The sequence below is a fragment of the Acinetobacter sp. ANC 4558 genome (assembly GCF_002135375.1).
Lineage (GTDB): Bacteria > Pseudomonadota > Gammaproteobacteria > Pseudomonadales > Moraxellaceae > Acinetobacter.
This window is the reverse complement of sequence record NZ_NEGH01000004.1, coordinates 146906-161595: the sequence shown is the minus strand read 5'-3', so window position 1 is coordinate 161595 and position 14690 is coordinate 146906. Positions and strand designations below refer to the sequence as shown.

Here is a 14690-nt window from a genome sequence, read left to right as displayed (position 1 = left end):
ACTGAGGAAAATATTAAAACTGTATCTTAAAACAGCACCATATCAGGATTATGCTTTGCTCATCTATTTTTTAACTCACAAAATCATGGGAGTATTATCATGCAAAGCCAAGAAATTCAGGTGATTCCTGTACTGCAACAAGATTATCAACAATGGATACCTTACTGGTTAGCCTATCAGGATTTTTATAAGGTCTGTTTATCTACGAAGGTAACTGAAACCACATGGCAACGCTTTTTTGATGAAGCTGAACCTGTATATTGTGCTGTTGCCAAACAGGGGGATAAAGTTCTAGGCTTTGTGCATTATGTCATTCACCGTTCGACTTGGGCAGAACAAAATTATTGTTATCTGGAAGACTTATATGTGTCACCTGAAACTCGTGGTCAGCATATTGGTAAACGCCTGATTGAATATGTACAAAAACAGGCGATTGCTCAACAATGTGACCGCTTATATTGGCATACACAGGAAACCAATCATACCGCCCAAAAACTTTATAACTGGGTTGCTGAAAAGCCAGGAATCATTGAATATCGTATGCCGTCTTCTGBTTGAAAAAAAAAAGCCAAAATCAATAAAGATTTTGGCTTTAGGTTTAAAGAATCTTCTTCTGATGATAGAGTAATATACTAATATATATAGTTAAACTCTTGTTTAATATTACAAAACTTCCTCGTTATTCACACTATCATGATAAATTGCTCGAAGTAAGCAACTTAAAATAAGTTAAGCTTCATATTTGACTTACTCTATTGAGGAATAATAAACATGACACATCCAACAGTTGATGAAAAAAGAAAAATTTTCCAGAATCTTCACGAAACGGGATGTTTTATTCTACCAAATTCGTGGGATGCAGGAAGTGCAAAAATACTTGAACAGTTAGGCTTTAAAGCACTGGCAACAACGAGTTCTGGATATGCTTGGGCTTGTGGCAAAGCAGATGGTCAATTAACCAGAGAAGAAACTTTGGCACACCTTCGCTATATGGTTCAAACAACCAATCTTCCCATTAACGCAGATTTTGAGAGTGGATTTTCTGAAACGGCTTATGGCGTCACCGAAAGTGTGCATCTGGCGATTGAAACAGGTGTATCAGGTATCTCCATAGAAGATTCAACTGGTAATCCCCAGAAACCATTACGTGAAATTTCAGAATCGATAGAAAGAATTCGTGCTGCACGTAAAGCTATTGATGAAAGTAAAACTAATACAATACTGATAGGTCGTGCTGAAAACTTCTTTGTTGGTGTTCCTGATTTAGAAAATACCATTATCAGGTTAAAAGCATATTCTGAGGCAGGTGCAGACTGTCTCTATGCTCCAGGTATAAAAACTCGTGAACAAATCACCGCTGTAGTAAACGCTGTATCTCCCAAACCAGTCAATATTTTAATCGGTTGGGATAGTGATTTAACTGTAGCGGAGCTTGCAGACTTAGGTGTGAGACGTATCAGTGTTGGCGGTGCATTGGCTCGCACAGCTTGGGACGGTTTTATTAAGGCGGCAAGTACTCTTGCTGAGACTGGTAATTTCCACGCATTCAATAATTTAGTTTCAGGTGACAACCTTAATAATAGATTCAAATAGAATTTGTGTGAATTTCTACATATTTGAAAATTTTTACCTAGGAGTTTCGTTATGAACCACGCTTTAACTCTTTCAAGTGATCGTATTCGGTTACGCCTATTAACGATTGAAGATTCAAAAGACCTAGTATTGGCCGCTTCAGATGGAGAACTATGGAACTTACCTTTCACTGTAATACCCTCGGCAGAGACAGTTGACGAATATGTTAATAACGCATTAGATGGTTACAAATCAGGTACGGTACTCCCTTTTGTAGTCGAAAATACATTAACAGGAAAGATAATTGGGTCTACTAGACTTTGGAAAATTGACCGAAAAAATTTAAAATTAGAAATTGGAAGCACTTGGTATTCAAAATCTTGGCAACGAACATATGCGAATACAGGGACAAAATACTTGCTTCTTAAATATGCATTCGAAGAGTTAAACTGCATTAGAGTTCAATTTACAACAGATGTGTTAAATGAAAAATCACAGACTGCAATTCTGAGATTAGGGGCAAAAAAAGAAGGCATTGTCAGAAATGAAAGAATTATGCCTGATGGACGAAAAAGAAATTCTGTTAGATTTAGTATCATTGATGATGAGTGGTATCAAGTAAAAGAAAATCTTATTAAAAAATTATCAAATATTTAGAGAAACTTAAAAAATCTAATAATAGAGTCACACAATATGATAAAGATTAGAAATTTTCCAGAGAATGCTCGAATTACCTTTCTCGGCTCTATTTTTAAGGATCATAAAAATAGTGAGTGGAACATTCATATTGGTTTAGAAAATCACTATAACCATTTACCAAATTATGAAAAATATATGGTAAAACATGCTCGTTTTTCCGATATGCCCCTGTTGGCAAAAAATAGAAGATTTAATCAAACCAAAAAAATCCCTCCCTACAATGAATCTATCATTACCATTAAAATAGATGACTTTAACAATTAGAAAATCACAAGAAATAAATCAGGACAGTACATATTTAGCCATATTGTAAGCGACTTAAAAGGTATATATACAGATATTCAAATCCATTTACCGCACATAGAGCTGGCACGGGTTCTATTTTTCCATAATGCCTATTTATCTAAGATAGCTTTGGATCAAAGAAAGCTAACAACAGAATATTATATTGTCCCAGAAGAACATCAAACCATTATTCAGGTTCATGAATTTTGCCGATTTCCACCCCATCAATATGATAGTGTCGGTATGCCTCGTCTACTCTTATGGATATTACTGGATACTGAGGCACGAGCGTCCTATGAAAGTATTTCCAAACATTTTTCGATTGAGCAAGTTAAAACTAAAACACAAACCTTTTGGAATTTCAATTTTGCACCGCCCTCACTAATAGGGTCTGAAATTACAATGAAAGTTTACTTCAGTGAAAAAAGCCAACAATATTATGTGAATGAAACCATTGGGATTGCTAATTTACCGACTGATATTTCTAATGAAGTGATTTTTTGTAGTCCAAAATTTACCGTAAAAAATAGTTATGAAAAAAACAGGGGGAAACTCTGGAGGACGTAATACCTCCAACGATGATCCAACCATTGATGATGAAAAAGAAGCGGATAGTGATCGGAAAATTATCAAAATCGAATCTCCAAAAGTTGCTATGTCCCTTGCCAGTCCTTATGGAACAAAAAAGGCAATACCTAAACGTTCAGGTAAAAAAGGTATACCGAATCAGAATGATGTTGAAATTCTACCCGATCATGGTGTGAGTACAGGTGAAGCCACGATCTTTGGTGAAATTGGGCGTGGGGAATTTGAGAATGTCCATGATGATAGTGATGACCTTGCATTTTTCATGAAAAGATTTGAAGCATTCAAAGTCATGGTTGAACAATTTGCATCACAACATCGTATTCAGCCCATCATTCATGTACATAAGCTGCCTGCGGTCAATCGTTCCAAGCTACATAGAACCCATGATGGTAATCCGAGGTGTATTATTGAAGTCCAACTTAGTTTTCAAGGCAAAAAAATTGTCATTCTGGAAATAGATACTAGTGATAATCTGAAGCCTCTTTCTACACTGATTATCAAAATCTCAGATACAGACTCATAGAACTCACATTTTCCAACTTTTCGGAAACAAGTCGTTAAACGCTCTTTACGTTGGCCAACAACCAAGTCTTTACAGGATATAGGGATAAGGAAAACCTTTAATCACCCACGAAATCTAGTTGAAATGGCTGAGTCTGATGAAGAGTTTAAGAATTGGGGAAGACGGTTTGGGGTGGTTTTGAAATCTTTAGGGTAAAGAGTTTGAGGATGTTAAATAGGCTTCCTACAGAGTAATTTAAGCAATTCGGATATCTAAATTTATTAAGATTTTTAGTAGCTTATTAGTCTTGATTTACACTATTTATTGTCCTATTGTTTAAGCAAGCCATTATTTAATCCGAGACAGTAAAGTGGATAGGAATCTCTCTAACTCTCTAGAGTATTTCTGTTTAAAGGCTTGTGGGCTTAGCCCCCGCTTGCAGAATACATTCGGATTTTTTCAAGTAAGTATCAAAATGTTATAAAAACTCATGGAGTAAATGAGCTGCTTAATGAGAAATACAAATTGCATTTGATCACCATCATGTCCAAGGATATGACACTTAATTTCATATTATATCCATTCCTAGAATCTGGAAATATTTCATGTATATAAAAAAATTATCGATTAACGGATATCGTTGTTTTTCCGAACTTTTTAAAATTAACTTGAGGGAAGGTTTAAATGTAATTGTTGGTGAAAATGGGGCTGGTAAAACTGCTATTATAAACTCGTTTCGCCAATTATTTATTGATACTGAATCGGGTTCTTACAACGTTTCTTCAGATGATTTTAATAAACCATTCAAAGAAAAGTCTATTGTAAGCAACTCCTTCAAAATAAAGGTTGAATTTGGTAATTTAAGCGGTGCTGAACCAATAGCATTTCTACAATGGAGTGATGCTGCAAACATCAGTGGCTAAGATGAAACTTTATTACTTCTACTTTTTGAAATTCGAGAAGAATTTATAATATAGGATGAAACTTTATTTTTCTCAAGAATCTTGCTAAAAGCCTAAAATCAATAATTTGTGTTGATTTTAGGATGATACTTTATTACTTAACCATAGCTGTTGTATGAGGGTACTTTTAAATGCCCTCATATTATTTGCATAAAAAGCGTATAAATTCTATGTTTTAGAAAAATATTCATTTAAGAATTTTTATAATTAATTCAAAAACTATTAAAAAATGATAAACAATTTTCATAAAAATTCATCCATAACAAAAATTCATTGATCTATAAAAAAATATCATGTGAATAGAACTTTTCAATTGCGAAGTAAAAAATTATGATGCGTATTATTTAGATCAAATATGCCATGAATCGTCAGATTGCAACTAGCATAGGTATTTTAGCACTTCTATTATGGTCGACTTTGGTAGGATTATTACGCCTCTCAACCGAAGCATTTGGTCCCATGTATACAGTGACTTACGTCTATACTCTTAGCGCTGTAATTCTATACTTTTCTTATGGATTACCTGATTTCAAAAAAATCTCTAAAAAATTCTTAATCATCTCTAGCCTTCTTTTTATTATTTTTGAATTGTGCTTTGCATTTTCAATTACATTAGCTCCATCTGCTGAAAAATCAATTGAAATGAATATTACTTTTAGTCTATGGCCAACATTGATTATTTTAATGCTCGCATTTTTAAAAGAAGAAAAAGTAAATTTCTTAACCATTATCGGTATACTGATTAGTTTCTCTGGTATCGTGATCATTAATTATCATCCGAACCTTAATTTTATTGATAATTTTTATCAAAATCCTATTAGTTATTTATTAATTTTTTTAGCTGCATTACTTTGGGCGGTATATTGTATTTATACAAAAAAATATAGTAATGGAACAAATGCGATATCATTATATTTTATCTTAACTGCAAGTGCATTATGGATACTTACTATTTCAATCCAAGGTATTAATTTTCCATATGTTAATTCAATGACAAGTTATCTGTTCATTTTAATTGGTGCTTTCTTTTTCGCCATGGGATATTTAGCATGGAATGTTGGGATTATTAAAGGAAATATGCCAGTTTTAGTCATGCTTTCTTATTTTTCACCATTACTCTCATCATCATTTTCCGTTCTAGTGTTACATTCGAGCCTCTCTTCAAATTTTTGGTATGGCGCTATTACTGTAACTGTAGGTTCATTCATCTGCTGGCTGTCAATTCGAAAAAAATCAGTTCAACAAACAAAATTAGCAACTTAATACCCAAGATCAAAGCCAAAATTTTTTGGCTTTTTATTAAATCATATTACTCAATGATATTCATATTATTCCCAAACCCACACGATGAAGTGAGTTTTTAAAAGATATCATGAATAATCCATACTCAACATTTTTAAAAGAATTAGAAATCATGACTAGCGAACAACCTATAAACATCAATATTAAAACAATCATGAAATTGAGATTAATGACTCATAATTTAAATATTATTCACGCTATAATAAGATGATTATCTATTATCATAAGCTTGATATTTATACTACTTTTTATCTTATTTCATATAAAATCTGTTGAGTATAAATTCTAATTACGCTTATATAAGCAACTTCTGGCTTTCTTTTAAATTTTGGGAAATTAAAATGACAAAACTTACCTGCTTCAAAGCCTACGATATTCGTGGCAAGCTTGGTACAGAATTAAATGAAGATATTGCTTATAAAATTGGTCGTGCATATGGCCAAATTTATCAACCTAAAACTGTTGTTATTGGTTGCGATATTCGCTTATCTAGTGAAGGTTTAAAACAAGCAACGATCAAAGGTTTAAATGATGCAGGGGTGAATGTTCTTGATTTAGGAATGACTGGAACAGAAGAGGTTTATTTCGCGACGTTTCATCTTGGGGTGCAAGGTGGTATTGAAATTACCGCAAGTCACAACCCGATAGACTTTAATGGCATGAAACTTGTTCGTGAGAACTCTCGCCCAATTAGTGCTGATACAGGTTTAAAAGAAATCCAATTGCTGGCAGAATCAGGGCAATTTATAGATGTTTCTCAACAAGGCACAACAACAACCTACAATATTCTACCTGAATTTATTGAGCACTTAATGACCTACATTGAGCCTCAAAAAATTCAGCCTCTTAAACTTGTTGTTAATGCAGGCAATGGGGCTGCTGGTCATGTTATTGATGCAATTGAAACTAAATTTAAACAACTTCAAGTTCCAATAGAATTCATTAAAATTCACCATGAAGCCGATGGTCATTTCCCGAATGGGATTCCGAATCCAATTTTAATTGAAAATCGTGATAGTACACGTCAAGCTGTACTTGATCACCAAGCAGATATGGGCATTGCATGGGATGGAGACTTCGATCGTTGTTTCTTATTTGATGAAAAAGGACAATTTATTGAAGGATATTATATTGTCGGCTTACTCGCACAGGCCTTTTTATTAAAACAGTCTGGTGAAAAAGTCGTTCATGATCCTCGTTTAGTTTGGAATACATTAGATATTCTTGATAAATATCAAGGTATCGCTGTTCAATCTAAATCTGGTCATGCCTTTATTAAAGATGTTATGCGTGAAAATAATGCTGTATACGGCGGTGAAATGAGTGCTCATCATTATTTCCGCGATTTTGCATATTGTGATAGCGGAATGATTCCTTGGTTATTGACCGTTTCAGTCTTGTCTGAGACGAAGCAATCTTTATCTTCTTTGGTTGAAGAAATGATTGAAAAGTTCCCTTGTTCAGGGGAGATTAACTTCAAGGTGACAGATACTCAAATTACCATTCAGAAAATTTTTGATCATTTTGCGCCACAAAATCCGACTCTTGATCAAACAGATGGTGTAAGTCTAGACTTTGGTGCTTGGCGGTTAAATGTTCGTGCTTCAAACACTGAACCATTATTACGTCTGAATATTGAAAGTCGTTTAGACAGAAATCCTCAACCAATGCAAACTTATGTTGATGAACTTACACAATTAATTCAAGAATAATTTTACTTCAGCTTAAAAAAGAGCCTTTAAAGGCTCTTTTTTAATTAACTACTTTTTATAATTTCAATCAGACCCTTTGTTGATGCATCTAATTGAGAGAAATTGGTTTGTTCACCATTTAGAATTGGTAATAGCTGATCTGCAATTTGTTTGCCCTTTTCAACGCCCCATTGATCAAATGAGTTAATATTCCAAAGGACGGATTGCACAAATACTTTATGTTCATACATTGCAATCAACATTCCTAAACTATAAGGATTCAATTCCTGCATTAACATGGTGGTACTCGGCTGATTACCTTCGTATTGTTTATACTCAGGCAAAGAAGCTAATTCTGTCTGATCCAATGCCCGATTACCAAATGCCAATAACCGTGATTGAGCTAAGCAGTTTGATAAAGCCAAATGATGCTGCTCTATCAATGCATCAGCATTATCTACATAGGTAAAATGATTTGAATTATAACGATATATCGGTGCAATAAAGTCACTACTGACTGAATGAGTTCCTTGATGCAACAATTGATAAAATGCATGCTGTGCATTTGGGCCGACTTCTCCCCAAATAATTGGACATGTCTTAAATTCAACTTTTTTTCCATTACGTCGAATCGACTTTCCGTTCGACTCCATTTCTAACTGCTGCAAATACGGTGCAAAATACTTTAAACGACCATCATAAGGTAATATTGCATGTGTCTGAATATTTAAGAAATTATTATTCCATGCACCCAATAACCCCATCAATACGGGAATATTACTCTCGAATGGTGTTTTTTTGAAATGTTCATCAACAGCGTAAGCACCTGCAAGGAAATGCTTAAAACCTTTTACACCAATCGTTAATGCAATTGGAAGACCAATACAAGACCATAACGAATAACGACCACCCACCCAATCCCATAATTGAAATTGATTTTCAGGTGCAATTCCCCATGCTGACATTTTATCAGGTTTTGTTGACACACCAACAAAATGATGTTTGAGTACTTGCGGCACTTTTCCTAAGGTTTTTTCTAACCAAATTCGTGCAGTTTGTGCATTCGAAAGTGTATCAATGGTACCAAATGATTTTGATGAAATAATAAATAATGTGGTTTCTGGTCGTAATTTATGTAAAATCTCTGAAAGTTGACTACCATCAATCGTAGAAACAAAGTGAATATTTAAAGGTTTTTCTGTGGCTTTTTTAAAATCTGATAATGCATGACTCACCATAAGTGGTCCTAAATCAGACCCACCTACACCAATATTTACAATATCTTGAATAACTTCACCTGTAGCACCTCGATATTGTCCTGCATGAACTTTATTCACCAAAGCATACATTTTTTCAAGCTGTTCATGTACTTGATTAACAACATCAGACTGTACTTTACTACCTTTAGGTAGTCTCAAAGCCCAGTGCATGACCGCACGTTGTTCAGTATAATTAATTTTTTCTGTTGAAAAAAGTTTTTGAATCCAACCATCTAAATTCTGTTGCTTTGCCCATTCGATTAAATTTTCAATGACATCTTTATCTATACGATGTTTACTATAATCAAAAACAATTGGATTTAACTGCACAGAAAAATGATGAAATCTATTAGAATCTTCAGCGAAAAGCTCTGTTAAATGTTTAGTTTCGAATTCTTTTTTAAGCTCACTTAATTTATTTTCAACATTTACTATTTTCTCATCTTCCTCAATCCAGGAAGAACTGAATAAATTAGCCATTAACGCCCTACCCCCATATATGCAAACCCCTGACTTTTAACATAACTTGGATCATAAATATTACGACCGTCAAGAATTAAAGGGTGTCGCATACATTGTAATAAATCAGTATAATTCGGACTCCAATATTGCTTCCATGCCGTCAATAAACATAAAGCATCTGCACCCTGAACAGCCTCATATTGATCACTACAATAAATTAAGTCATCTCGATAACCATATACTTTTTCAATTTCTGGTAAAGCTTGAGGATCATGTAATCTCACAATCACACCTTGAGCCCAAAGTGCTTTCAACATGGCATGAATTGGAGACTGCCGAATACTGGCCGTATTTTCTTTAAATGATGCTCCCCAAATGGCAACAACTTTACCGTTTAAATCCCCATGGAAGTAGTTCCACAATTTACGAAACAAAATTTCTTTTTGTTGTTCATTGATGTCCCAAACTTGTGCTAAAAGCTGGCTTTGTACCCCTGTACCTGACACTGTATTTGCAAGAGTTAGAATATCATGTGAGAAATTTTCGCCCCCAAATCCTGCTCCAGGATATAAATATAATGCACCTATACGACTATCAGATGCCATTCCTTGACGAACGTACTCAATATCAACCCCTAATTTTTCAGCCACAACAGCTAGATCATTGATATAACTAATGCGTGTTGCCAATAAACCAGAAACACTGAGCTTAGCAAACTCAGCATCCAATATAGGCATAAAAAGATACTGTTGTTTCCGTGGAAAAAGAGGTCTTAATAATTCAATAATTTGAATCTGACTTGCTTCACTAGAGTACCCCACGACCAGTTGCTTAGACTCTAATACGCTCGATAATGCATTTCCTTCCTGAATAGTATCTGGTAGATAGATCCAATCATCATCTGGTAGGTTTTCTGCTAAGCGTTGAGTTCCATGTAAACCAAAAGTAGAGGTATTAATCATTAATTTTGGATGAATAATTGGACGTAAGTTCAATTTCGACAATACATCTATATTTTGATCTTCTTCTGTTGGAAGAAAACTAAAAAAATAAACATCGATATCTAGCCCAATTTCATCAAAACTACAATATTTAAGAAAACCTTTTTGTTCTTGTTTATTTAATAATTGGTTAACTGCTTCATCTTGTATATAAGAACGTTCTGTACGTGCTTTATTTAATAGTTTACACCAATAAACATAGTGCCCGCACTCGGCCATTAATGCAGCAAAAACTGCTGCATTAAGTGTATGCCCTAATATTGCGACTTTCATAAATTTCCCCGTAAATTTATAATCACAAGAAATAGAAAATTAAACTTTATAGTGCAAGTTCTTGAATGAGTTTCTTAAAGTCAGATCCTAATTTTGGATGTTCAATACCATAATGTAATACCGCTTTTAGATAACCGATCTTACTGCCACAATCAAATGTTTGACCTTTCATGCGGTAGGCTTCAACAATTTCTTTCTCTTGTAATTTTGCAATTGCATCGGTTAATTGAATTTCATTACCAGCACCTTTAGGGGTTTGTTCTAAAAGCTGCATAATTTTTGCTGGAAGAATATAACGACCCACAACTGATAAATTTGATGGTGCAGTACCAATCGCTGGTTTCTCTACAATACCTTGCATCACAATACTTTGACCTTCATTTGGGCTAGAACTTACATCTACAATCCCATACTGATCGACCAAATGATCAGGAACAGCTTCAACCATAATCTGTGATGCTTGAGTCTCGTTAAAACGCTGTATCATTAAACTTAAATCATTTGTTACATCAGAGTCTTTGACCAATACATCAGGTAGCAAAACTGCAAAATCTTCATCACCAACAACATCTTTAGCGCAAAGAACAGCATGTCCCAAACCCAGTGGTTGAGGTTGACGTACGCTCACAATACTGACATGAGCAGGTAAAATTTCAGTGATTTCTTTTAATAAATCAAATTTCTTTTTGCTTTCTAAAGTCGTTTCTAGTTCAAAATTACGGTCAAAATAATTTTCAATCGATGCTTTAGATGAATGTGTGACTAAAATAATTTGTTCAATTCCCGCTGCAACTGCTTCTTTCACTACATATTCAATAGCTGGGCGATCAACAACTGTCACCATTTCTTTAGGAATTGCTTTACTCGCTGGTAAAAAACGAGTACCTAAACCTGCTACTGGAAGAATTGCTTTTTTAACCGCCATACAAATACCTAATCCTCTGCTTTATCGTAAATATATACGTTAGTTTACTTGAATTTTATTACTACGTTGATAACCATCAACATAATACTCTAATTGATCTAATACCCAATTAACATCTTTTTCCAATGCTGTTAATTCATTAATATAATGAATAGTATTCAAAATTTCGTCTAAAGGATAATGCTTTTCATAGGATCTTAATATACGACTATGTGCGGTATCTTCTGTATTATCTTGGTCAATGAGTAGTTCTTCATAGAGTTTTTCACCTGGTCGTAAACCTGTATATTTGATTTCGATATCACCTTCATGATTTGCATGTTCTTTGACTTTTAATCCACTCAAAGAAATCATTTGTCGTGCCAAATCTTGAATCCGTACAGGCTGTCCCATATCTAATAAAAAAACATCCCCACCTTTACCCATCGCTCCTGCTTGAATTACCAATTGCGATGCCTCAGGAATCGTCATGAAGTAACGTGTTACATCGGGATGTGTAACAGTAATTGGGCCACCTTTGGCAATTTGCTGCTTAAATAAAGGAACGACAGAACCAGATGAGCCTAATACATTTCCAAAACGAACAATGCTAATTTGGGTATGATTCTCTCTTTCCGCAACGGCCTGACAATATAACTCTGCTAATCGTTTTGAAGCACCCATCACATTGGTGGGGCGAACAGCTTTGTCTGTTGAAATTAATACAAAAGTTTCAACTCCTTGGTTAACTGCTGCATTTAAACTAAATGCGGTACCCACTGCATTATTTTTGAGCCCCGCAATCGGGTTACATTCAACCAACGGAACGTGCTTATATGCAGCTGCATGATAAACAGTTTGCACGTGATACTGCTCAATCACACGCTCAAGCTTTTGCTGATCCAGTACTGTACCGAGAATTGGAATAATTTGAATGGTTGAAACTTGACTCAATTCTTTATCAATCTGATATAAAGCAAACTCTGTTACCTCATAAAGAATGAGAAGTTTCGGTTGATTTTTCACAATCTGACGACACAATTCTGAACCGATCGATCCACCAGCTCCCGTCACCATCACGACTTTTTGATCAATATTTTTTGCTAATAATGCTGGAACAGGAGGAATCGGATCTCGACCAAGCAAGTCAATAATATCGACTTCTTGAATATCTGAGATTTGAACATTGCCATCGACCAATCGGGTTAAGCTTGGCAATTCAGTAATTTTGAGATGTGTAGGTTCTAAAAATTTAATGATCTCATTTTTACGTTGCCGATTCACAGAAGGCAAAGCAATAAGTACTTCATCAACCATCTCTTTTTTTAATAGCTTTATTGCTTGTTCCGCATTAAAGACTTTTAACCGCCCAATCATTTGATCGGATAGTGATAAATTATCATCAATAAAAAACAGGGGAAAATGTTCATCAGACTTACCTAGTAAGGCAGCAATTTGTTGCCCCGCAAAACCTGCTCCATAAATTGCAATACGTTTACGTGGAACATCTGATTTAAAATGTGAGCGAACAATAAATCGAATAATGCTTCGGCTTAACCAAACCCATGCAAACATCATAAATCCAAACATCAATGGAATGGACATTGGAATAAAAGCAGGAGTTAAATAGGCCAAAACATATAAGAAAAAAACCGTTAATGTTGTTGCAAATGCAAGTTTGGTAATAAATGCTTCATTAAAAGTTCGAACAATAAATTGATATACCCCGCATAAAAACAACATCAATGTTGCAATAACAGTCACCCAAAGCGGACCAAAGGGAATATTAGGCACAACATCTGCAGCTAAATTAAATAAGCGAATGGCATAACAAAGCCAAACCAATACTGGAAAAATTAAAAAATCCATTGCCAGTAAAACACCTTGCTTTACAAGTCTTGGCGCAGTCGATAATGGGAGAATAATTGAATTCACAGTGTCGGACTTCTACTTAAATGTTAACTGTTCGAATGATTCAAATAATTTTCATCATTCGATGCTCGTTTCTAAATCTGGTTAATAACGCTTTGAATCCCCTCAACCATCTGATCCAAGCTAGTTTCAGATAAAGTGGGATGCACAAGAAACATCAAACTGGTTTCACCTAAACGTTGCGCATTGACTAACCTTTTTTGAGGTCTCCAATTTGTCTGATCGAAGGCTTTCTCTAAGTATACTTCTGAACAAGAACCACTAAAACAAGGTATACCATGTGCATTCATTTCACTCATGATTTTATCACGTGACCATGTTTCTGGTAATGTCTCCGTATTGACTTGTACATAACATTTATATGCGGCATGTATATAATTTTGTGGTGGTTGAGACACTATAAAATATGGGTGGTTTGCAAAAATAGCTTGTATACGACTCATATTATGACGTCGTGCTTTATTCCAATCGTTCATCTGTTGAAGCTGTATCCGACCAATCACTGCTTGCATTTCTAACATACGCCAATTGGTACCAAAAGAATCATGTAACCAACGGAACCCTGGTGGATGTTGCTTATGATAGATACTGTCAAAATTCTTGCCATGATCTTTATATGACCACATCTTTTTCCAAAGATGCTCATCATTGGTAGTGACCATGCCTCCTTCTCCACCCGTAGTCATAATTTTATCTTGGCAAAATGACCAGGCCCCAATATGACCAATAGACCCTGCTGAGTGACCATTATATTGTGCGCCATGTGCCTGAGCGCAGTCCTCAATTACAAATAAATTTTTTTCTTCAGCCAATTGCATAATTGGATCCATATCACACATCCAACCTGCCAAATGCACACAAATAATGGCTTTAGTCTTCGGTGTAATAACCGCTTCAATTGTTCTACGCGAAATATTTTGTGAATCTAGTTCCACATCCGCAAATATTGGATTTGCGCCTGCTGTGACAATGGAACTTGCCGATGCTAAAAAAGTACGTGATGTCACAATCACGTCATCTCCTACACCAATTTCTAATGCCTTCAAGGCTAAGTCTAAGGCAACCGTACCATTAGCCACAGCAACAGCATGTTTGGTTCCTGTAAATTGTGCAAATTCTTTTTCAAATTCACGACATTCTTGACCTGTCCAATAATTTACTTTATTCGAGAGTAGAACTTTTGACACAGCATCAGCTTCAGTTTGCGTAAAACTAGGCCATGGCTCGAATGCAGTATTTAACATGGACATTTCCTCAT

At 35.0% G+C, this 14690-nt stretch carries 11 protein-coding genes and 1 pseudogene; 7 read left to right on the top strand and 5 right to left on the bottom strand.

Annotated features, from left to right (window positions below):
* The first annotated feature begins 99 nt into the window (after positions 1-99).
* From B9T31_RS06820 to B9T31_RS06790, 7 genes and pseudogenes are all read left to right on the top strand, one after another.
* Positions 100-558, top strand: coding sequence for a GNAT family N-acetyltransferase (locus tag B9T31_RS06820; RefSeq protein WP_086181210.1), 459 nt, complete (start codon positions 100-102; stop codon positions 556-558).
* A 213-nt stretch (positions 559-771) separates the two neighbouring features.
* Complete coding sequence (locus tag B9T31_RS06815) at positions 772-1593, top strand: isocitrate lyase/PEP mutase family protein (RefSeq protein ID WP_086181209.1); 822 nt, start codon at positions 772-774, stop codon at positions 1591-1593.
* A 51-nt stretch (positions 1594-1644) separates the two neighbouring features.
* Positions 1645-2229, top strand: coding sequence for a GNAT family N-acetyltransferase (locus B9T31_RS06810; RefSeq protein ID WP_086181208.1), 585 nt, complete (start codon positions 1645-1647; stop codon positions 2227-2229).
* A 36-nt stretch (positions 2230-2265) separates the two neighbouring features.
* A pseudogene (locus B9T31_RS18170) lies at positions 2266-3862 on the top strand (Tn7-like element transposition protein TnsE).
* A 389-nt stretch (positions 3863-4251) separates the two neighbouring features.
* Complete coding sequence (locus tag B9T31_RS06800; protein WP_228145995.1) at positions 4252-4569, top strand: AAA family ATPase; 318 nt, start codon at positions 4252-4254, stop codon at positions 4567-4569.
* A gap of 399 nt (positions 4570-4968) precedes the next feature.
* Positions 4969-5871 carry an aromatic amino acid DMT transporter YddG gene (gene yddG, locus B9T31_RS06795; protein ID WP_086181207.1) on the top strand — a complete coding sequence of 301 codons (903 nt, stop codon included), beginning with the start codon at positions 4969-4971 and terminating at the stop codon, positions 5869-5871.
* A 380-nt stretch (positions 5872-6251) separates the two neighbouring features.
* Complete coding sequence (locus B9T31_RS06790) at positions 6252-7622, top strand: phosphomannomutase (RefSeq protein WP_086181206.1); 1371 nt, start codon at positions 6252-6254, stop codon at positions 7620-7622.
* A 44-nt stretch (positions 7623-7666) separates the two neighbouring features.
* Here the strand turns inward: B9T31_RS06790 and pgi are convergent, their stop codons facing one another.
* The 5 genes from pgi to B9T31_RS06765 form a co-directional block, all read right to left on the bottom strand.
* Complete coding sequence (gene pgi / locus B9T31_RS06785; RefSeq protein ID WP_086181205.1) at positions 7667-9340, bottom strand: glucose-6-phosphate isomerase; 1674 nt, start codon at positions 9338-9340, stop codon at positions 7667-7669.
* On the bottom strand, positions 9340-10596 hold the full coding sequence (locus tag B9T31_RS06780; protein ID WP_086181204.1) for a nucleotide sugar dehydrogenase: 1257 nt from the start codon (positions 10594-10596) through the stop codon (positions 9340-9342). The genes pgi and B9T31_RS06780 overlap by 1 nt, the downstream gene beginning before the upstream one ends.
* 46 nt (positions 10597-10642) lie before the next feature.
* Positions 10643-11521 (bottom strand): UTP--glucose-1-phosphate uridylyltransferase GalU, encoded by an 879-nt coding sequence (gene galU, locus B9T31_RS06775; RefSeq protein WP_086181203.1) that lies wholly within the window; start codon positions 11519-11521, stop codon positions 10643-10645.
* A 39-nt stretch (positions 11522-11560) separates the two neighbouring features.
* Positions 11561-13435, bottom strand: coding sequence for a polysaccharide biosynthesis protein (locus B9T31_RS06770; RefSeq protein ID WP_086181202.1), 1875 nt, complete (start codon positions 13433-13435; stop codon positions 11561-11563).
* A gap of 71 nt (positions 13436-13506) precedes the next feature.
* On the bottom strand, positions 13507-14676 hold the full coding sequence (locus tag B9T31_RS06765) for a DegT/DnrJ/EryC1/StrS family aminotransferase (protein ID WP_086181201.1): 1170 nt from the start codon (positions 14674-14676) through the stop codon (positions 13507-13509).
* Between the last annotated feature and the right edge of the window lie 14 nt (positions 14677-14690).

What these genes read in the sequence shown, in the direction of transcription:
- B9T31_RS06815 (WP_086181209.1), top strand. Translation starts at nt 772, where the DNA reads ATGACACATCCAACAGTTGATGAAAAAAGAAAAATTTTCCAGAATCTT.
- galU (WP_086181203.1), bottom strand. Translation starts at nt 11,521, where the DNA reads ATGGCGGTTAAAAAAGCAATTCTTCCAGTAGCAGGTTTAGGTACTCGT.
- B9T31_RS06790 (WP_086181206.1), top strand. Translation starts at nt 6,252, where the DNA reads ATGACAAAACTTACCTGCTTCAAAGCCTACGATATTCGTGGCAAGCTT.
- B9T31_RS06765 (WP_086181201.1), bottom strand. Translation starts at nt 14,676, where the DNA reads ATGTTAAATACTGCATTCGAGCCATGGCCTAGTTTTACGCAAACTGAA.
- B9T31_RS06810 (WP_086181208.1), top strand. Translation starts at nt 1,645, where the DNA reads ATGAACCACGCTTTAACTCTTTCAAGTGATCGTATTCGGTTACGCCTA.
- B9T31_RS06780 (WP_086181204.1), bottom strand. Translation starts at nt 10,596, where the DNA reads ATGAAAGTCGCAATATTAGGGCATACACTTAATGCAGCAGTTTTTGCT.
- yddG (WP_086181207.1), top strand. Translation starts at nt 4,969, where the DNA reads ATGAATCGTCAGATTGCAACTAGCATAGGTATTTTAGCACTTCTATTA.
- B9T31_RS06800 (WP_228145995.1), top strand. Translation starts at nt 4,252, where the DNA reads ATGTATATAAAAAAATTATCGATTAACGGATATCGTTGTTTTTCCGAA.
- pgi (WP_086181205.1), bottom strand. Translation starts at nt 9,340, where the DNA reads ATGGCTAATTTATTCAGTTCTTCCTGGATTGAGGAAGATGAGAAAATA.